The following is a 19,843-nucleotide window of genomic DNA, read 5'->3' on the forward strand; positions in this document are numbered from 1 at the left end:
TCGAGCGCAACCGAACGCTCAGGTGCCCGAGGCGACCTTGACCGCCTCGTTCACCACGGTCTCCAGGCCGCTGTGGAAGCGGACCCAACCCGCGGTGTGCTCGGTCTTCGCGTAGAACTCGCCCTTCTCGCCGCGAGCGACGGACAGGTAGCCCAGGGCCTGGGTGCCCTTGCGGTAGTCCACGCGGAACACCTCCTCCGGCGCTCCACCCGGAGGCTCCTCACCCCGGCCGAGCACGTCCACGGGCAGCATCCGCCAGATGCGATCGTGCCAGTTGTGGACGAACTCGTCCGGCTTGTCCGGCGCGGTCTGCGGCGCCACCGTCACCGCCTTGGGAGGCTTGCCGCTCACCACGAAGGCACGCGAGCTCTTGCCCTGGGTCACCGTGAAGCTGTCGTACTCCGACTCCTCGAAGGTGTGCAGGCGCCGATCCACCAGCCGGTTCATCCCGCCTTCGAAGTCCGGGAGAACCGCCGAGCCCAGCAGGAAGACCTTGTTGTCCTCGCGCAGCGCGTAGGGGCTGCCCCAGGCCGCACCCGCCGGCGCCGCGATCGTGAGCACCTGCTCCCGGCCATCCACCGTGAACGTCAGCTTGCGCGGGCTGTTCACCAACCCCAGCTCCTCGAGCTTCTTCGCGTCCAGATCGCCCAGCGCCCGAGTGCCCTTCAGCGGCGCGAGCCGGCCGAACAGCGTCTCCGCGGTCTGGTTGGCGCGCAGCTCGCGAGGCGGCGGAGGAGGAGGCGGCGGCGCGGGAGGAGCCGCTGCCACTCCAGCATCCCCGGCCCCCGTCGTGGCCACGGGCGCAGTCCCCGCATCCGTCGGGCCACTCGCCACGCCTCCATCCCCTACCCCACCATCGGCCGCAGCCGCGGGAGGAGGCGGCGGCTTCGGCTTGTCTCCGAGCCGCACCCAGAGCTCCCCGTCCTGCTCGCGGAACACCTCGACGAAGCGCGTGGCGTCGTCGTAGCGCACCCGCTGGAGCGCCCGCTTGGAGATGTCCAGCACGGTGACTTCGCCGGGCATGCCCTCCGGCTCCCGCTGCCAGGTGAGCAGAGCCGCCAGCAACCCCAAGGCCGCGAGCCCTCCCTGCAGCGCCACCCCTCGCGCGTTCATCGCGCACCTCCTTCCGGCACAGCCGGGGCGCGCCGGCCACGCCGACGCGTCACGAAGAAGCCCGCTCCGAGCACCATCGCGGGCGCCACCAGCACCGTGGCCCAGAACCAGACGACGTCCTGCTCGCGCGTGTGCTGGATGGGCACGTCCTCCTCACTGGACACTGCACCCGAGATGGCCTCCTCGCCCGTGAGCCAGCGCAGCGTGTCCAGCGCCAGGTACGCGTTGCCCAGGTTGGCCAGCACACCATCCGCCAGCGCATCCGAGTCTCCCAGCACCACCGCCCGCCCCGAGTCCTTGCTGCCCGTATCCTTCTTCTCCACCGCCACCATCAGCGGCCACGTGTTGCGCTGCTCGCCGGGATCCGCGGTGAAGTTGTGGTTGGGGTCCGGGAACGTCGCCTCGTGCGAGCGGATGGCCACGTCCTGCGTGATGCCCGGAGGCGGAGGGGTGATCGGCTCGACGGCGCCCGCGTTCAGCAAGGCCACCGGCGCCTGCCCGCTCAGCTGCGCCAGCGTGGAGATGGACGGGTGCGAGGAGTAGTTCGCCGTGCCCAGGTTGGCACGGTCGCTCTGCTGACGCGTGGCCCGGAAGTACACCTGGTCGTTGGCCAGCGTCGTGTTCAGGAACTTCACCCCGAGCGGCGCCAACAGCGATTCGTACGACGGCCCGTCCGGATCCAGCGCGATCCACAGCCGCCCGCCCTTGGTGAAGTAGTCGCGCAGGGCGGCCACTTCCTCCGGGAGGAACTCCTTCGTCGGGCCGACGATGATCACCGCGGCCGCATCGCGCGGCACCTCGGAACCCAGGCCCTGGGCGGCGCTCGTCGTCTGCACCATCACGTTCTGTCCGCGCAGCAGCTCCTTGAACTGGGAGATGCCCGGACGCGCCGTCTGCCCAGGGATGGGGCGCTCATCACTGCGCTCGCCATGGCCCTCGGTGAGGTAGACCACGCGGCGCGGCCGCGCCACCGTGAGCAGGCGCTTCTGGATCTCCTGATCCAGCCGCGAGAGTTGCCCGCGCGCCCGGTCGATATCCAACCCCGCCGTATAGACTTCGCGCTGCTCGCCGCGCGAGAGGACGACGACTCCGTTGGTGGTGACGCCGAGGGAGCGCGCCTTCGTCGGCTCCACGGCCTGATCCAGCTGCTCCACCTGGAGCTGGGGAGACTCCTGGCCCAGCTCGCGGAAGTACTGCGCCACCGCCTCGCCCACGTCGTTGGCCGGCGGGAAGAAGAGCGTCACCTGCAGCGGATCCGTGAGGCCACGGACGATCTTCCGCGTGGACTCACCCGGCTTCGCGGTGCGGAAGTAGGACAAGTCCCACGACACATCCCGCTGCGTGGCCACGTACATGGCCGAGAAGCAGAAGATGAGCACGAAGGCCGTCCCCAGGCCGGAGAACAGCGCCCCGCGCGCCCGGTCCGTCTCCAGCACCGGCGCGCGCACCATGGCCGCGGCCGAGGACTCCAGCAGCGCCAGCGGCACCAGCGAGAGCACCAGCAGCGCCGGGAAGAGCGCCTGGAACGTCACCGCCAGCTTCGGCGAGGTCTGCGACAGCGGCGTGCCCAGCACCCGCGCCCCCAGCTCCGACTGGGCGGTGAAGAGCAGCAGGCCCACGAAGCCCACCACGTAGCAGAGGAGCACCCAGCTCCACAGCACGCGCCGCTCGGCGCTGGCCTGCGACAGCTTCACGCCGCCCCAGACGATGATGCCCAGCAACAGCACGGTGCGCACCACCACGGTGGCGGTGAGCGCGGTGCCCGCGCCGGCAATGCGCTCGGCAATCAGGCCCACCACCAACACCACGGCGAAGGCAATGCTCAGAAGGAGACTGCTCGCACGGGAGTTCATCGCCACCTCCGCGCCTCGAGCACCCGCGTGGCTCCGAAGAGCGCCGCGTAGGTGAGCACGAGGTAGTAGGCCACGTCTCGCAGGTGCACCAGACCCGCCTGGAACGGCGGGAAGTGCTGGTTCCACAGCGACATGGCGCTGAATACATTGGCCAGCGGCTGCTCGGCGATGCGCGCCACCAGCCAGCAGAGGATGAGCGCCACCAGCATCACCGCCGTGAGGATGGCCGCCATCACCTGGTTGCGCGCCAGCGCCGAGCCGAACGTCCCCACCGCTAGCGACGCGCTCCCCAGCAGCAGCAGCCCCAGGTAGCCCGCGAAGATATGCCCCACGGACACCTTGCCGTGCACCAGGATGAGCAGCGGCATGTACAGCGTGCACGCCAGGTACAACGCCAGGAAGATCAGCCCCGCAAGGTACTTGCCCAGGACGATGTCCCTGTCCCGCAGCGGAGAGGAGTACAGCAGCGACAGCGTGCCCGCCTGACGCTCCTCGGCCAGCAGGCGCATGGAGATGAACACCGAGGCGACGATGGTGAAGCCGCTCGAGTAGTAGAAGAAGTTGGACAACACCGTCGCGGAGCGTTCGGCCGCCTTGCCCAGCGCGAACGCGTTGAAGAACAGCCCGTTCAACGCGAGGATCGCCGCGAGGATGATGTAGCCGCTCAGCGTGCGCAGGTAGCCCGCGAGCTCGCGGCGGGCAATCAGCAGCGCCTTCACGATGCCACCTCCGGGGCCCTGGCCCCTGCTCCACTGGTCTGCGTCAGCCGCAAGAAGATGGACTCCAGCCGCTGCGCGCCCCGGTCCAGCCGCAGCAACTCCAGCCCCGCTCCCACCACCGCCTGCGCCACCCGAGGCCTCAGCTCCGGCGAGGCCTCCACATGCAGGCCCACCACGCCGTTGTCCTCGTACGCCACGCTCACCGGCCCCACGCCCTCCAGCGCCGCCACCGCCTTGGCCTTCTCCCCGCGAACCTCCACCTCGATGGAGCCGCCGCCCAGCTTGCGCGCCAGCTCCTCCTCCGCCCCCTGCGCCACCAGTTGCCCGTTGTGGACGATGAGCAACCGGTCACACGTCTCGCTGATCTCCGGAAGGATGTGGCTGGAGACCAGCACCGTGTGCGTGCCCTTCAGGTTGCGGATCAGCTCGCGCATGCCGCGGATCTGCGCCGGATCCAACCCGCTGGTGGGCTCGTCCAAAATGAGGAAGGCGGGCCGGTGCACCAGCGCCTGCGCCACCCCCACGCGCTGCCGGTAGCCATGGCTGAGAGTGGAGATCAGCGCCCCGTCTACCTCGCGCAGCGCCGTCTTCTCCTCCGCCTCGGTGACGCGAGCACGCGTCTCGTTCGGCGGAACCCCGCGCAGCTGAGCGACGAACGCGAGGTACTCCCCCACGGTCATCTCGTCATAGAGCGGCGGCGTGTCCGGCAGGAATCCGATCCGCTTGCGCACCTCATGGGGATCGCGCACAGCGTCGTACCCATCGATGACGACGCGTCCCGAGGTGGGCAGAAGCACACACCCAAGGATCTTCAGCGTCGTCGTCTTCCCCGCCCCGTTGAGGCCGAGGAAGCCGATCACCTCGCCCTTGCTGATGGTGAAGGCGAGGTCTCGAATCGCCACATGCTCGCCGTAGTACTTCGTGAGCCCTTCGACCTGGATCATCCGGGACCCTCTGTACCCGCCAAAAAAGCGCGTCTTAATTCAAGCAGCGGTGAGAATTGTCAAGGTTGTTCGGGAGCGGGGCCGTGCGTGAACTGGAGCCCCTGCGTCGTGCGCCCCAAGGTGAAGCGCAGCGCGGATTCCAGCTCCGGGAGCATGAAGGGGTAGCCGTGGCGCTCGGCGAGCTCGGGGCTGACATGGGCGCCCGTCAGCAGCGTCTCCTTGCCCATCTCCCCGAAGAGCGCACGCACCGCCGCCGCCGGGAGCGGGAACACCGCCGGCCGGGAGAGCACCCGCCCCAGCGTCCGCGCGAAGTCCCCCTGGCGCACCGCCTGGGGCGACACCCCGTTCACAGGCCCCCGGAGCTCCGGGGTGAAAAGGGCGAAGTGGGTCAGGCCCACCACGTCCTCCAGCGCAATCCAGCTCATCCACTGCTGACCGCCTCCTACCGGGCCTCCACCGCCCATGAGAAAGGGCGGCACCATCTTCGCCAGCGCGCCTCCGCGCGCGTCCAGCACGACACCGGTGCGCAGGTGAACAACGCGGATGCCCGCTTCTTCCGCAGCCGCCGTCGCCGCCTCCCATTCGAGGCACACACTGGCCAGGAAACCCTCGCCCGGGGCGCTCACCTCCGTCAGCAACTCGTCGCCCCGGTTGCCGTAGAAGCCGGTGCCCGTGAGGCACACCAGCACCTTCGGCTTCTTCTGGAGACGGGCCAGGCCCTCGCACAGCACCCGGGTGCCCTCGGTCCGGCTGCGGAGGATGGATTCCTTGGCCTGGGGCGTCCACCGCTGGGCCACGTTCTCGCCCGCAAGGTGCACCACCGCGTCCACGCCCTCCAAGGCCGCCACGTCGAGCTCGCCCTTGGCGGGGTTCCACGCCACGTCTCCGCGCTCGGCGTTCGGGCGGCCTCGCACCAGCCGCCGCACCCGGTGCCCACCCGTGGTGAGGAAGGGAACCAGCGCACCGCCAATCAGCCCCGTGGAGCCCGTCACCGCCACCGTGAGCGGCCCCTGCCCGGAGAAGGCCGCGTGCCGCCGGAGATCCTCTCGCGTCACCGCGTGCCGGTACGCGAACATCCGCTCCAGCTTGCGCCGGATGATGCCGCCCCCGAAGGCCCGGCCCGCCACCCCCATCGGCGGCGTGTACACCACCTCGTCCTCCAGCACGGAGGACGAGGGGGGCTCGGGCCAGAACCGGTGGGTGTGCACCCAGCGCGCGAAGGGCCCGGACACCTGCTCGTCCTGGAAGAGCGAGCCCTCGATATATTTGGTGTGCCGTGCCTCCCACCTGGGCGCAACAGGCCCGATGCGTGTGCGCAGCACCAGCCGGGCGCCCTCACGGATGCCGTCGCCACTGCGCTCCAGCACCTCCACGGACTCCCAGGGGGGCGCCAGCCGCTCGAAGGCCCCTTCGCGGGCATGCCAGGCGAACAGCTCCGACGCCGCGACTGGCATCCGGCTGCGAGCGTCGAACATCAACGACTTGCCCATGACCCCTCCCGGCCGCGACAGTGCAGGACGCGCATGCTTACTCCGGAGCTTCTGAATCGCGCAGTGGAAATCCTCCAGCGGGGCGGAGTCGTCGCCCTGCCCACCGAGACGGTGTATGGCCTGGCCGCCAACGCCGAGGACGAGCTGGCCGTGCGCCGCGTCTTCGCCATCAAGGGCCGCCCCGCCACCCACCCGCTCATCGTCCACCTCGCGGGCGTCGAGGCCCTGCCCGACTGGGCCAGCTACATCCCCGAGCAGGCCCGGCGCCTGGCCGAGGCCTTCTGGCCCGGTCCACTCACCCTCGTGCTCCCGCGCACGCCCCGCGCCACGGATGCCGTCACCGGTGGCCAGGACACCGTCGCGCTCCGGGTCCCCTCCCACCCGGTGGCCCTCGCCGTGCTCCGAGCCCTTGGGGGCGGACTGGCTGCACCCAGCGCCAACCGCTTCGGCCGCGTCAGCCCCACCACCGCCGAGCATGTGCGCCAGGATCTCGGCAGCGAGGTGGACCTCATCCTCGACGGCGGCCCGTGCACGGTGGGGGTCGAGTCCACCATCGTGGATCTCAGCTCCGGCCCTCCCACCATCCTCCGGCCGGGAGGCCTGGCGGCCGAGGAACTCGAACGCGTCCTGGGATGCCCCGTCCCGGTACGCACTGCGTCAACGGTGCGGGTCTCCGGCAGTTTGGCCTCCCACTATGCCCCTCGGGTGGGCGTGGTGCTCGTGGAGCCCTCCGAGGCCATTCCCCGCGCCGAGGCCCTGCGGAGCCAGGGGCTCCGGGTGGGCGTGCTCGGTCCGGTCAACCTCACCCTCCCTAGGGATCTCCCCCGTTTCGACATCCCCGAGGATCCGGCCGGCGCCGCGCGCCTCCTCTATCTGCGCCTGCGCGAGGCGGACGAGGCGGGGCTGGACATGCTCATTGCGTGCCTGCCTCCGGCCCAGGGTTTGGGGATGGCGGTAAGGGATCGCCTCGCCCGTGCCGCGGCACCACGGCCCCCGGAAGCTTGATGCGCCGCCCACTCTCCGATATCCCGCCTCTGCCTGCTCGTAAGGAGCGTATCGCCGTGACGCGACGTCTGATCAGCCTCCTCCTCGCCCTGGGCGCCCTGGCCGCCTGCAACGACAAGCCGCCCGGACAGCTCGAGCCCATTCCCCGCCCCACCGACTACAAGGAGCCGGCCAAGACCGATGCGCCCAAGCCCACGGGCGCCGCGCCGACGGATCCCAACAAGGTGACGCTGCGCTGGAACCTGGCCAAGGGCACTCCCGTGGCCTATCGCCTGGACGGGACTCCCGAGGCAGCCACCTTCTATGTCCTCCAGCGTCCTGATCAGGGAGACCTGACCCTGCGGATGGCCACGAAGGGCTCCAAGCCCACCCAGGATCAAGGCACCCTCAGCGAGCGCGGCTTCATCCTGGATGGGCTGGGCGCCTCGGATCGCAACGTGGCCACGCTGGTGCTGGAGTTGCCCAAGCAGGCTGTGAGCGTGGGGGACTCCTGGTCGCTGGGCACCACGCTGGTGGACGCCGAGAACCTGGGGCGGAACTTCGTGCAGAAGAAGGCGGAGCGGCACAACACGGTGAAGCTCGCCTCGATCACCCCCGAGGGAGACGATCGCGTCGCGACGCTCGAGTACGATCTGCTCGAGCGCATCAGTGGCATCCTCCCGCCTGGCAACTCGGAGCCCCCGGCGGACGCCGCGGAGACGTCTCCCCTCAAGCCCGAGAAGGACAAGGGCAAGGGTAAGGGCAAGGGCAAGGAACCGGGGAAGGACCATCCCGCCAATGCCGAGCGGAACGTCACCACCGAGGTGACGTTCACCGGGCGGGGCGAGTTCCTGGTGAAGGCGGGCCGCTGGCGCTCCTGGGAGGGCACCCTCAGCTCGAAGACGGAGGGCTTCACCCCGGCATCCCCGGACAAGAACCCGACGCAGGTTCCGCCCGGAGCGCTCAAGCTGAAGCTCACCTCGCTGGACTCGGCTCCCGCGGAGCTGCAGTAGCCCGAGGCGAAGCAGTCGCGGCCGCGCCGGCTCCGTCCGCCTCTCTCACGAGGCGGACCACGGCGTCCACCCACGCCGGGTGGGCGTTCAGAGAGGGCACGAGCGTCAGCGACTCGCCGCCGCATGCGAGGAACTGTTCCCGCGCGCGCAGGCCCACCTCCTCCAGCGTCTCCAGGCAGTCGGCGACGAAGGCCGGGCACATCACCGCCAGCCGCTTCACGCCCCGCTGCGCCAGCTCCGGCAGCACCCAATCCGTGTACGGCTTGATCCACGGCGTGCGGCCCAGGCGCGACTGGAAGGAGATGGTGTAGCCCTCCGGGGACAGCCCCAGCCGCGAGGCCAGCCCGCGCGTGGTGGCGAAGCACTGCGCCCGGTAGCAGTGGCGGTTGACGTCCGTGAGCACGTCGCAGCAGCTGGCGCTGGACAGGCAGTGCTGGCCGGACGGATCGCTCTTGCGCATGTGGCGCTCGGGCAGCCCGTGGTAGCTGAAGAGGACGTGGTCCGCGCGCGCCTCGGCGATGACGGGCCGGGCCACCTCCGCGAACGCGTCCAGGAAGCCCGGGTGATCGTGGAACGCTGGCACCACGCGCACGGGAGCCACATCCCACGCCTCGGCCAGCACCTCGTAGGCCCGCGCCAGGGTGGAGGCGGACGAGGACGCGGCCTCCTGGGGATACAGGGGCATGACGATGAACTCGTCCACCCCACGCGCCCGGAGCTTCTGCACCGCGCTCGGCAGCGACGGGTTGCCGTAGCGCATGGCCAGCTCCACCTCGTACTCGCCCTGGAAGCGCTGGGCCACGGCGGCCGCGAGCTGCTGGCTGTGCACCAACAGGGGCGAGCCCGCTTCCGTCCAGACCTTCCGATAGGCCTCAGCGCTCTTTGCCGGCCGCACGGGGAGGATGATGAGGTTGAGCAGCAACCAGCGCCCCACGGGGTGGATGTCCAGCACGCGCGGATCGCTCAGGAACTCGCGCAGGTAGCGGCGTACGGGGCCGGATTGCGGCGCATCGGGCGTGCCCAGGTTGACGAGCAACAACCCCTTCTTCGGAGTGGGCATGGGCCTCAGTGCAGCGCGTTGGGCAGGGTGAGGGCGAACTCACCGATACGGGCCTCGAACTGCTGCCCGTTGGGCCGGACCATCTGGTAGCTGCCTCGCATGGAGCCGAACGGGGTGCGGAGCATGGCCCAGCTCGTGTACTCGAAGCGCTCGCCGGGCCCCAGCCTCGGCTGCTTGCCCACCACGCCTTCGCCCTTCACTTCTTCCACTCGCCCATTGGCATCCGTGATGACCCAGTGACGGCTGCGCAGTTGCGCCGGCTGGGTGCCCACGTTGGAAATCTCCACCGTGTACATGAACGCGAAGTGCCCGGACTCCGGGGCACTTCGCTCAGGCCAGAAGGCGGGCTTCACCGTGATGCGGATGCCCTCGGTGGTTGTCGTGGACATGCTCCCCACAATTGGCCGGGTTCTGCCCGGGTTGCAAGGAAAACACCTGGGGGGCGGTCGCTCCCCCGAGGTCCAGGCAGGTTGAACGCGGCGAGCCGGGGTTCTCCCCTTCCCGGGAGGCCATGCGGGCGAGTCAGCACCCGGTGCGCCCGAGGGACACCTGGCTTCCGCAGCATGGACGCTGCGGAAGCCGCACTGGTAGCGTCGCTGCTCCTTCACGGGAGGGACTGATGCGATGGCTCCAGGTGGCGGCAGGAACCCTTGCGGCGCTGTCGCTGACCGGCTGTCCCTCGGAGTTCGGCAAGGACGGCCGCGTCAACAGGGCCACCAAGAAGGACATGCTCGAACTCGTTCGCCACCACTGCGACAAGGATGAGTACGAGCGATACTGCGGTGGCTACAAAAAGGACACTCAGATGTGCCGCGACCACTGTGGAGAGTGATCGTGCGGGTGGCCCTTGCCGTGCTTGCGGGTGTGCTGCTGCTGCTGCCGGTCTTCGTGCTGCTGAGCGGTGCTCTGCATCCTGCGGTACCCCAAGAGAGCCTCGGGGGGAGACGCATCAGCCCAGTGCTGGATACAGAATCAGCGTTGCGCCTGAGCACGTACCACCGCACCTGCGGCCCCAACAAGCCATGTGATCCTCCGCTGGGCTGTGTTTGGGACACACGAATCTTCAAGCACTACTGCACCGACAGTCTCTGCACGACCGACGCACAATGTCCGGAAGGACAGGTCTGCCAGGCCATTGCCACGGATAATGACGGTCCACTGGTGAGGTTTTGCATTGCCAGGGGGCAGCGAGAGGAAAAGGAGCGCTGCCTCGCCCTGACGCTGGACCAGGCCTCCGCCTGCAAAGCCGGGTTGCTATGCGGTGGACACGGGGGGTGGTGCGCACGACCGTGCCAGAAGGGAGCCGCAGTTGCCTGTGACGAGAATTTCTTCTGCGCCGACACCATTCCAGAGCCAGTATGTCTACCCACATGTGAAGCGAGCGGTTGCCCAGCGGAACAGTCCTGCATTCGGGACGAAGAAGGCGCCTCCGCCTGCGTGCGAGTGTACGGCGCCAATTGCCAGCAGACGCCCTGCCCAGACACTCAGGTATGCGGCGTGCGCTATAACCATTCGCGTCCAGGATACGTGTGGATGGAGTGTGTCGAGCGGTGTGGAGAGGGTTCCCCTCCTTGCGCGGCTGGGAGGATTTGTGACGGGGGGGAGTGCAGAACCGCCTGCTCCCCCGAGCTCCCGCATGTATGCGGCGAAGGTTATCACTGCGCTCAGCTCGCATCAGAGGGGCCCTATACATGCGAGCCCAACTTCTAACCGCTGTGCCATCGAATGCCGCAGCCCCGCCTACGTCTCGGCGCGGAGCGCATCCAGCAGCGCCTCGTACTCTTCGTGGCACTCGGGGCAGTCCTGCAGGTGGTGCTCCACCAGACGGAGCGCCTCCGGCACCTCATGCCCCACGAGCTGCCGCTCGGCGTAGTCCACCACCTGAGCCAGGCAATCGTCACAGCCGATCTCGACGTCGCGGGTTTCTACCACCAGCATCAAGCCCGCTCGTTTGTGGCTTCCTGCGTGCCGTGGCGTAGACGCTGCGCAAGCCGCGCTGGTAACGTCGAATGTCCCTCGTGGGAGGACTCATGCGGTGGTTCCTATTAGGAGCAGTGGTCCTTTCAGTCCTGGTACTGAGCGGCTGCCCCTCGGAGTTCGGCAAGGACGGCCGCGTGGGCAAGGCCGTCCACCAGGATGCGCAAAATCAACTTGGCATCAGGCGCTGCTCGGATGCGTACAAGAAAGAAGTGTGCGAGGGACCCAGCAAGGATCCTGAGAAATGTAGGAAGTGCCCGTAATGAACTGGCGCACGCTCCTCAGCGTCTGCGCGGCCGTGCTCCTGTCGTTCCCTCTCGTGTTCCTGCTGAGGACCCTCTTCCGCCCAGAGTTCATCCCCGTGGAGCCGGTAACGACACGCATCAGCCCCATGCTCGACATCGCGCAACGCACGCGGTTGATGACATACGGCCGGAATTGCAACTCAAGCGCCGAGTGCGATCCTCCCCTGGGCTGCTTCTATGAATACCGGTACGGGCACGCGTACTGCACCGACAGCCAGTGCACCACAGATGCGCAGTGCTCCGAAGGTCAGGTCTGCAGCAAGCTCGCCACGCAAGATCATGGCCCCCTCGTGCGCATCTGCACTCCCGCAGGCGTGCGCCAGGAGGGCGAGAATTGTTTCAGGGTTCCGGACGATCAACGGAGCGCCTGTGCTGTGGGATTGCTGTGCGCCGGGAAGGACTACTGGTGCGCCCGTCCTTGCCACCCGGGTGAACCCGGGGAGTGCCCTGAGGGTTTCTTCTGTGCGGACACCACGCCCGAGCCCGCGTGTCTGCCCACCTGTGAGAAACAAGGGTGCCCCGCAGGAGAACAGTGCATCCAGTTCCGTGAGGGCGCCTCCATGTGCGCGCACGTGTATGGCACCAACTGCCAGCAGACACCTTGTGCCGAGAACAACTTCTGCTCCCCGATCACGAACCCAGCGCACCCCCGAAAGGTGTGGCTGCGATGTATCGCAGAATGCGGCAAGGACCATCCACCCTGCCCCGTTGGCACGGTGTGTGACGCCTACGAATGCCTGCCCACTTGCGACCCACAGGCTCCTGCATCATGCGCCGAGGGGTATCGATGCCGACAGCCCTGGCCAGACTCGCCTTGGGCGTGCCGCCCGGACTGGTAGTGGACTCAGGGGTTATGTCTCGGCGCGGAGCGCATCCAGCAGCGCCTCGTACTCTTCGTGGCACTCGGGGCAGTCCTGCAGATGGTGCGCCACCAAGCGGAGCGCCTCCGGCACCTCATGCCCCACGAGCTGTCGCTCGGCGTAGTCCGCCACCTGGGCCAGGCAATCGTCACAGCCGATCTCGACGTCGCGGGTTTCCACCGCTGCCTCGACGAGCGCCTTCACATCCTTGGGACTCAGTGCCATCTCCGTGGCTCCACTCATCAGTCGAAGGCCCAGTGTATGAAGGTCGCGGACAGGCCCGCCTCCACCAGCGCTCGCTGAAGCTTACGCCGGGCGTCGTGCCCCAGCTTGTAAAGCGCATTGCGGTTGGTACCAAGTTGGCGGGCAAGCTCCTCCTGCGGCATACCCTGGAGCTCCGCAACAAGTACCTGTCGTTGCCGGGGCGTCAGCTCTTCCTCCAGCGCGCGCCTCAGGGCCGCCAGGATGGCACGACGCGCGGTCTCCTGCTCTGGGGTGGGCGCCGGATCCATGAGCAGCTCGGGTGAGGGACCCGCCACGGGATGCACTGCGTCCAACGAGACCTCGCCCCAGCGCTGCCGCCTCAGCTCGTTGAAGGCAACGCGCATGGCGACGGCCATCGCCCAGCTCGTGAAACGTCCCTCGCCCCGAAACCCCTCCAGGGTGCTCAGCACACGCAGCAGGGCCTCCTGAGCGAAGTCCTCCACCAGCTCGAGAGCCCGCGCCTCACGCTTCGCCAGCGCCCGTCGCAGGCCACGCACCAGGAGCGCCCGCAGCTCCGCCCGGGCGGCATCGCCCTCGGGGTCAGGCTGGGCAAGGACTCTCACCCAGTCCGCGTTGGTGCGTTCAGCGGCGGACTCCATGTATGGCGTCGCTCCAGGAGAGGCCCACTCTAGACCTCACCGCACGGGCACTTCAGGATTTCCGGACCGCCCGGAGCGACTCGCCCGCGCTCCATACCGAAGATCCCAGCAGGAACAGATCCTTGAGCAGAAAGGCCCCCACCAGGCTCGTCATCGGCAAGGGGAAGCCAGGCACCCGCTCCCACACTCCCGGCATGGAGAACAGGAAGCTGAGCGTCGTCAGGAAGATGACCGCGCCGCCCAGGCCTCCAATCGCCGAAAGCCGAGGGGAGATCGGGCGCAGGGCGATGAGCGCCGCGACGAGCAACTCCGTCACGCCCATCAGATTGGAGACGACCTGGACGCTCAGAACCCCATAGAGCCAGCCCATGAAGGGGCTGGAGGCCACGAACAGCTGGATGGCCTGCGCCTCCGCAGCGGTGAACTTGAACGCCCCCAGGTAGAGGAGGATGCCGACCAGCCCGTAGCGCAGGATGCCACCACCCGTGGACTCCAGAAGAGGAGCCAGGCGGGCCAGCGAGAGCCGGCTCGCACTCCGGCGGGTCGGGAGATTGTCGTCATTGAAGGTGGTGGCGCTGCTCATGAGCTGACCCCTGCGGAGGCGGAGGCGGAAAATCCGCCCCTTCCACCAGAGAGGAGGCGATGAGCCCGGAGAGTCTTACCTGGGCTCGTGCATTTTTCTGCGAGCCTCGGGACCTCGCCCTGGGCTGGGAGTGGAGTCGCCGGGAAAGCGGCCATCTTGGCCTCGGGAAGTTTGCCTGCTTGCTCGGCGAGCACGTCGCCTGCGGCCTGTTCTCAAAGCCCTCTCTCGTCTGTTGCTGAGGGTGATCGAGCCGCAATGGACGTGCATCGCACAGACGCTTGAAGGTTGGAAAGGAAGGCATGTGATGCTCACGAACGCTCTCTGCAAGAGATTACTCTTGCTGTCGGTCTTTTCTCTGCCCTTGGCGGCTGTTGCTGATGGCATCAATACGTTCTCGGGTGCCACCTTCTTTACCTTCTCTGGAAACAGACCCGGTGCCGTATGGGGTCCATCCAGCGGCTATTTGACCGTTTGTCCCAACGATCTGCCTGAAAACGACCCTTCGTGTAAGGAGGGGAGTATCCAGTTCATCACCCCTCAGACGGTGATTTCTGGAACCGTCGAAGCCCCATCCGGTGGCGGCCAGATCGTTCGAGGCTCCATCGCAAGTGACGCCTACGGAGGAGATGCGCCCGTCCAATACGTGTCGTTCGTGTTCGAGTCCCGTAACTTCTTTTCAGTGAACCCCGCCGGCCATATTGCGATTGGTGCCCGGGCATTCATCCCCTTCACCGGGAGCGGGCTCGATCCGTACACGCCTGCGTATGGCACGGTCCTTCCCCATGCGTATGGAGATGGGATCATCCTGGGGTCCGTCTGCAACGGTGTGTCCAGAGGTGTTGCGGTCGAGCACTTCTGGGCTCCCTTCGGAGCCAATCCCTCCAATGAAGTCGGTGCATGCAAGAACGCGATATTCCAAGACTATCAGACGTATATTGTCAAAGTGGCCGTTGAAAACGCGGGCACGAATACCCGGCGAATCAAATACCAGATCACCCAAGTCTCGTTCTTGGGGGGAACGGTCGTGGCGCAGGATCTGCAAGGCACCGAGTTTCCGGATACACCGCCAGCCGGCTGGGGATGGTGGAGGCTGACGCAGCCAGCGCACAAGGCAAGCTGGTTCGTTGCCAATATCTTCACCGCACCCTCCACCCCTTGGTCGTTCCGCATCGCCAACTTCACTGCGAACACAGCGAACCAGCTGCCTGCAGGATTCTTTTACTGATTCAATGAAGCCGAGCTGTGGAGCTACACGGCGCCCCTCTCCCTCCATGGCGCCATTAACACCACCTCTACGATTCGAGCTCCTCGGGGATACGTGGCCGCACCATCTGGATGCGTGGCTCCGCTGATGGGACCCACGTCAAGAACAACATCGTCATCAATGACACGATGTCGAACAGCCTGGAGCAGATTTACTTTGACTCCTCCACGACGACCAGCCGATGCGTGAGCAACACCGCCGAGTGCGCCTCAGCGAACAAGTTCGTAGCGCGCTCGGGAGCTCCCGGTGCGGAGTACGGCAACGTCGGCACTGCCAACTGCCCCTCAGGCTTCGCGACAGGCACGGCAGCCGTCTGGTGCAGGGCCGCCCGCGACCTTGGATGGAATTACTTCACACAAGCAAACTGGACTCCTCCGGTTTGTCCATTGTATTCAAAAGGACCGAAGCCTGTCGAATACCCTATCGTTCGACAGTACCGACTGACGGCCGCATTGCAGAAAGTCGAGAATGCGAGGCCTCCGCTGCTACCTGCGATGACAATGCCTGCTGCATCACAAGGTTCGAACACGGCGCGGAGATCTGAGACTTTTTTGTCTGTGACGTACAACGTGCCAGGCCCAGGAGGTCCCTGCAACCCCGTGTCGCCCTTCTGCCCCTGGGGCCCTTGGGCACCCGTGTCGCCCTTTGCACCAGGCAGGCCAGGATCACCCTTGTCGCCTTTAGGACCCTGCGCCCCTGAAGCCCCCGTGTCCCCCCTGGGCCCCGGCGGTCCCTGCGGGCCAGGGTCGCCTTTGTCACCCTTGGGGCCAGCGGGCCCTTGCGGTCCTTCCTCCCCTCCAGGGCACCCAATGAGAAGAACGGACACGACGCAACACAAGGGCATCAACTTGCAATCCATTCTCGCCTCGCATGAGAAGTCTGACCTCAAGAATCAGAGTTCAGCTAAGATATGGAATGGCGAAGAGGAGGGGATGCCACCTAAAGTAGTATGGAAAGAGTACGACTACCGCGGTCCCCTCCACGCTCAAGGGTAGACGCGGAGTCAGTGAGCCGTTGAATCTGGTGCTGGAGGGAATTCCACCGCCCCCGGTATGCGAGCAATAGCTTCACTCGTCCAGCAGCAGCCGCAGAGGCGGCTGCGCCTCGGATCCGAGGATTCCCCGCATTCTGCGCGCCGTGGCGTAGACGCTGCGCAAGCCGCGCTGGTAACGTCGAACGTCGCTCGTGGGAGGACTCATGCGGTGGTTCCTATTGGGAGCGGTGGTCCTTTCAGTCCTGGTACTGAGCGGCTGCCCCTCGGAGTTCGGCAAGGACGGCCGCGTGGGCAAGGCCATCCACAACGACTCGCAAGAGAATCTGCTGGAACTCACGCGCTGCTCAGAGGAGTGGAAAAACAAGGTGTGCCATGGCCCTCAGATGGATAGGAAGGAATGCGAGCGGTGTGGAGGGTGAACTGGCGCACCACACTCGGGATCTGCGCGGGTGTACTTCTATCACTACCGCTCGTGCTGCTACTGGGAGCCCTGCTTCAACCTGTGAGCGGGCCCGTAGTGAAGGCAGAGGAGCGCATCAGCCCCATGCTCGACAGTGAGCAGCGCGCGCGGTTGATGACCTATAGGCGTGACTGCGAGTCGAGTGCCGAGTGCGAGCCTCCCCTCGGCTGTCTGTACACCGCCCGGTACAATCGCCGGTATTGCACCGACAGCCAGTGCACCCATGATGCGCAATGCCCAGACGGCCAGGTCTGCCGCAAGTTCGCCACGAAAGAGCATGGACCGCTCGTGCGCGTCTGCACCCCTGTGGGCATTCGCCAGGAAGGCGAGAGCTGTCACGACATCCCCTCAGACCAGAAGAGTGCCTGTGCAGCAGACCTGATCTGCGCGGGAAAGGATGGGTGGTGCGCCCGCCCCTGCCAGCCAGGCGATCCAGCACAGTGTCCCGAGGGCTCCTTCTGCGCGGACACCACACCCGAACCCGCGTGTCTGCCCACCTGCGAGAAACGAGGATGCCCCGAAGGCCAGCAGTGCCTCCGATTTGATGAGGGGTCCTCCCAGTGCGAGCACGTGTATGGCGACAACTGCCAGCAGACACCCTGTCCCGAAGGCCGGGAATGCCACATGCTCCCGACCCCGGCTCAGCCCGGCAAGGCGTGGCTCTGGTGTGTCGAGTTGTGCCGCAAGGATTCTCCTCGGTGCTCCGCCGGGAAGGTCTGCGATGGCTGGAAGTGCATCCCCGCTTGCGACCCCCAGGGCCCTGCGGTCTGCGCCGAGGGGTTTCGGTGTCGGAAGCAAGAGCCGGACTCGCTCTTGGGATGTCGCCCGGATTGGTAGCGGAGTTAGTGAGCAGTTGAACCCGGTGCTGGAGGGAAGACCACGCCCTCCACCGCGACGCTGCGCGCACCACCCGCCTCCCAGAGCTTGAGGGTATAGATGCCTTGAGCTTCCTTTTTGGAGACCTCGGCCTCCACCATCACGCTCTGGAGTTTCCCCAACGCGATCGGTTCGGCCTGCCAGGGCGGGAGCACCGGCAGCTCGCGCCCGTGCGCATCCACCAGCGTGGCGCCCTCAGCCACCCAGGGCGGCTCTCCGGAGAGGAGTTGCAGCCTCAGCTCCACCGCGACCCGCGTACCCGAGCGGTAGCTCCACACCCTCGCTGGCTCCAGCACGCTGCCCTTGCGCACGGTGTAGCGCCGTGGGGGAAGGGAGAGGTTTTCGGAGGCGACGCCGCCCAGGTCCCCACCCATGAGCCCCTCACTCACCAGGCCTCGCAGCCCCTCAGGCTTGCCCTGGGAGGCGCGCAATTGGAGGTTCTCCTCCTGGCACTGGCGCACCTGCTCCTTTTGCTCGGCTACCTCACGCTGGTAGGATTCCACCGTGCGCGGCTTGCGTTGCACCTCCACCTGCCGCGCCGCTCGGGCCGGGTGCACATAGAGTAGCACCATGGCCACGGCTGGCACCGCCCCATCTCCGAAGCGCACCGTCAGCTTGCGCCACTCTCCCGGCAACAGGAGCGCCGTGGGAAGGAGTGTCACAAGCGTCCGGCCCTGCACCAGTTGCACCTCTTGCTCCGTGGCCTGTACCTCCACCGCTCCAGGCTCCAGCGGCGTGTCGAAGAGCAGGCTGGTGGCTGTGTCTGGGCTGAGGCAGAGCACGGGCGGCGCACTCGACTCTGCGGAGAGCATCAAGTGCTGGAGTGCGGTCTCACAGTCCGGTGGACTGGCAGCAGCCTCCACCCCGGGCGTGGCGGCGAGCACGGCGGACAACAGCGGCAGAGCGGCGAGCACGGCGAGGTGACCTCCTAGGGTGGCAGGCGGCAACGTGTCCTGCCACGTCGGCTCTACCACGCCTCAGCGCCCCGCCACGCCTGCCCTGCTCGCGCGGCCTCACTCGAACTCGCGCACTGCTTCCACGCCGACGGTGGACTCGATTTCGCCCTCATCCGTCCGTGGCTGGTTCGACTCCAGGCAGACCGGGTACGTCTTGCCATCCTTGGTGGCCTGCACCCAGTGCCCATATGCCCGCTTCTCCGAGAGCATGATCCGCCCCGAAAGCTGGTACGGCACCTCGAGCTGCCCGAGGTCATCGCCCATGCGCAGCGTCGTCCACCCTTCCTTGATGGGAACAGGCCCCACAGGTCCCTTGTGCCAGGTGAAGATCCCATCCGCCCGCTTGCCGATGCGGATGCCCAACTGCTCCATGGCTTGCAGCGATCCCGGTGGACACGGTTCAGCTGTCACCGGAGGCGGGCGCACTTCCGCGCCAGGCCCGGTGCAGGCGGGGGCTGTGCAGGTGATGAGCAGGGCCGCCGCCTTCTTCGCGGCCCCCAGGCGCTTGGGTTGCTTCTGCTGCTCAGTCTTCACGGAAGCCTCAGGCTCTTGAGCCGTGGCGCCAGCGGCCACGGGCGCGGTGGGAGCCCCCTCGGTTTCGAAAGGGGCCTCAAGCCCAGCTTCCGGTGGTTTCAGAGGAGGCGCCACTTTCCAACCGCTCTCCCAGGTAGGCAGGCTTCCATCCCACCTGAGCAGGGGGCTCTGGGATGCGGACGTCTCGGCCGTGGAACTCTCCGATAAGGGCGCCGAAGCCAACCCGTGCCCCCGTGAAGCAAGCCACGCGGCGAGCCCTCCCAGCATCAGGAGCAGGCTCACCACAGCCACCTCCGCTATACGGCGCCGCCACGGCAAGGCCCGGCGGGCCGGAGCTTGGACGAAAGCCACGGGCAACTCCGGAGCGGCGTCTCCCGCAGGCAAAGGTGGCACGGCGGGAACGGCAGGCACATCCTCAGGCCCCGGGAGCCGCGGTGGCACGGCCACACGACCCGGCTTCGGCGCCACCGGGAGGACCGGCCGCTTGCCACGCCGCGGCCTGGAAGGCACCCTCGCCCATTCCTCCTCCTCGTCCATGTCCTCAGCTCTCGCCGGGGGGAGAAGGGGCTCCACATAAGGCTCGCACAGCGGCTCTCCCCACTCCGGAACCTGTCGCGCGAGCAACTCGTCCACGCCCCGCTCCAACCCCGCCGCGTCCGGCCTGGCTTCAGGCTGCTTCGCCAACAACTTCAGGCACAGCTCGCTCAGCTCTCGCGGCACCCGCGGGTTGCGCTCGTGCGGCGGCACCGGCGCCCGGCTGAGCACCCCATCCACATGCTCACGATTCTCCACCGGGAAGGGCACGTCGTCCGTCAACAGCCAGTAGAGCACCACCCCCACCGCGTACATGTCATCCGCTGGCCTGGGCCGGTACCGCGCTCCGTGCTTGAAGCCATGTTCCCGCATGAAGCGCCAGGCCTCGGGGCTGCGGTACTCCCAGGTGCCCGGCGGCATCGCCCCTCGCGTCACCGGAGCCGCCTGCTCGCAGCCACTCA

18 protein-coding genes are annotated in these 19,843 nt (G+C 67.2%); 4 read left to right on the forward strand and 14 right to left on the reverse strand.

Going from position 1 to position 19,843, the window contains the following annotated elements:
* Positions 1-18: 18 nt before the first annotated feature.
* From KY501_RS51395 to KY501_RS51415, 5 genes are read right to left on the reverse strand one after another with little or no spacing between them, the layout of a single operon-like run.
* Positions 19-1,113, reverse strand: coding sequence for a DUF4340 domain-containing protein (locus tag KY501_RS51395; RefSeq protein ID WP_224372935.1), 1,095 nt, complete (start codon positions 1,111-1,113; stop codon positions 19-21).
* Entirely contained in the window at positions 1,110-2,966 is a 1,857-nt protein-coding gene (locus KY501_RS51400) for a DUF4350 domain-containing protein (RefSeq protein WP_224372936.1), read from the reverse strand. The genes KY501_RS51395 and KY501_RS51400 overlap by 4 nt, the downstream gene beginning before the upstream one ends.
* On the reverse strand, positions 2,963-3,685 hold the full coding sequence (locus KY501_RS51405) for an ABC transporter permease (RefSeq protein WP_224372937.1): 723 nt from the start codon (positions 3,683-3,685) through the stop codon (positions 2,963-2,965). Before KY501_RS51405 ends, KY501_RS51400 begins: the two co-directional genes overlap by 4 nt.
* Positions 3,682-4,629 (reverse strand): ABC transporter ATP-binding protein, encoded by a 948-nt coding sequence (locus KY501_RS51410; protein ID WP_224372938.1) that lies wholly within the window; start codon positions 4,627-4,629, stop codon positions 3,682-3,684. The genes KY501_RS51405 and KY501_RS51410 overlap by 4 nt, the downstream gene beginning before the upstream one ends.
* A gap of 59 nt (positions 4,630-4,688) precedes the next feature.
* On the reverse strand, positions 4,689-6,119 hold the full coding sequence (locus tag KY501_RS51415) for a TIGR01777 family oxidoreductase (protein WP_224372939.1): 1,431 nt from the start codon (positions 6,117-6,119) through the stop codon (positions 4,689-4,691).
* Positions 6,120-6,182: 63 nt separating this feature from the next.
* On the opposite strand from KY501_RS51415, the gene KY501_RS51420 reads away from it, so the two are divergent.
* Both KY501_RS51420 and KY501_RS51425 read left to right on the forward strand, forming a co-directional pair.
* Complete coding sequence (locus KY501_RS51420) at positions 6,183-7,124, forward strand: L-threonylcarbamoyladenylate synthase (RefSeq protein ID WP_309243068.1); 942 nt, start codon at positions 6,183-6,185, stop codon at positions 7,122-7,124.
* A 56-nt stretch (positions 7,125-7,180) separates the two neighbouring features.
* Positions 7,181-8,116, forward strand: coding sequence for a hypothetical protein (locus tag KY501_RS51425; RefSeq protein ID WP_224372941.1), 936 nt, complete (start codon positions 7,181-7,183; stop codon positions 8,114-8,116).
* Here the strand turns inward: KY501_RS51425 and hemH are convergent.
* Complete coding sequence (gene hemH, locus KY501_RS51430) at positions 8,079-9,176, reverse strand: ferrochelatase (protein ID WP_224372942.1); 1,098 nt, start codon at positions 9,174-9,176, stop codon at positions 8,079-8,081. The genes KY501_RS51425 and hemH overlap by 38 nt on opposite strands.
* 5 nt (positions 9,177-9,181) lie before the next feature.
* Positions 9,182-9,565: a Co2+/Mg2+ efflux facilitator ApaG/CorD gene (gene apaG / locus KY501_RS51435; RefSeq protein ID WP_224372943.1), complete on the reverse strand. Its 384-nt coding sequence runs from the start codon at positions 9,563-9,565 to the stop codon at positions 9,182-9,184.
* A gap of 230 nt (positions 9,566-9,795) precedes the next feature.
* On the opposite strand from apaG, the gene KY501_RS51440 reads away from it, so the two are divergent.
* A complete protein-coding gene (locus KY501_RS51440) occupies positions 9,796-10,008 on the forward strand; it encodes a hypothetical protein (protein WP_224372944.1) in 213 nt (70 codons plus the stop codon).
* A 908-nt stretch (positions 10,009-10,916) separates the two neighbouring features.
* On the opposite strand, the gene KY501_RS51445 is transcribed toward KY501_RS51440, so the two are convergent.
* The 4 genes from KY501_RS51445 to KY501_RS51460 form a co-directional block, all read right to left on the reverse strand.
* On the reverse strand, positions 10,917-11,114 hold the full coding sequence (locus KY501_RS51445) for an anti-sigma factor (RefSeq protein ID WP_224372945.1): 198 nt from the start codon (positions 11,112-11,114) through the stop codon (positions 10,917-10,919).
* A 1,195-nt stretch (positions 11,115-12,309) separates the two neighbouring features.
* Positions 12,310-12,543 (reverse strand): hypothetical protein, encoded by a 234-nt coding sequence (locus KY501_RS51450; RefSeq protein ID WP_224372946.1) that lies wholly within the window; start codon positions 12,541-12,543, stop codon positions 12,310-12,312.
* Positions 12,544-12,560: 17 nt separating this feature from the next.
* A complete protein-coding gene (locus KY501_RS51455; RefSeq protein ID WP_224372947.1) occupies positions 12,561-13,181 on the reverse strand; it encodes a sigma-70 family RNA polymerase sigma factor in 621 nt (206 codons plus the stop codon).
* 52 nt (positions 13,182-13,233) lie between these two features.
* On the reverse strand, positions 13,234-13,764 hold the full coding sequence (locus tag KY501_RS51460; RefSeq protein WP_224372948.1) for a YkgB family protein: 531 nt from the start codon (positions 13,762-13,764) through the stop codon (positions 13,234-13,236).
* 304 nt (positions 13,765-14,068) lie between these two features.
* Here KY501_RS51460 and KY501_RS51465 point away from each other — a divergent pair, with 304 nt between their 5' ends.
* A complete protein-coding gene (locus tag KY501_RS51465; protein WP_224372949.1) occupies positions 14,069-14,989 on the forward strand; it encodes a hypothetical protein in 921 nt (306 codons plus the stop codon).
* A gap of 1,106 nt (positions 14,990-16,095) precedes the next feature.
* Here KY501_RS51465 and KY501_RS53565 read toward each other — a convergent pair.
* From KY501_RS53565 to KY501_RS51475, 3 genes are all read right to left on the reverse strand, one after another.
* Positions 16,096-16,227, reverse strand: a complete 132-nt coding sequence (locus tag KY501_RS53565; protein ID WP_255637543.1) for a hypothetical protein — start codon at positions 16,225-16,227, stop codon at positions 16,096-16,098.
* Positions 16,228-17,324: 1,097 nt separating this feature from the next.
* Positions 17,325-18,272 carry a DUF2381 family protein gene (locus KY501_RS51470; protein ID WP_224372950.1) on the reverse strand — a complete coding sequence of 316 codons (948 nt, stop codon included), beginning with the start codon at positions 18,270-18,272 and terminating at the stop codon, positions 17,325-17,327.
* Between the two features lie 99 nt (positions 18,273-18,371).
* Positions 18,372-19,843, reverse strand: a 1,472-nt coding sequence (locus tag KY501_RS51475) for a serine/threonine-protein kinase (protein ID WP_224372951.1), incomplete at its 5' end; no start/stop codon positions are given.

The organism is Hyalangium versicolor, from assembly GCF_020103695.1.
GTDB lineage: Bacteria > Myxococcota > Myxococcia > Myxococcales > Myxococcaceae > Hyalangium > Hyalangium versicolor.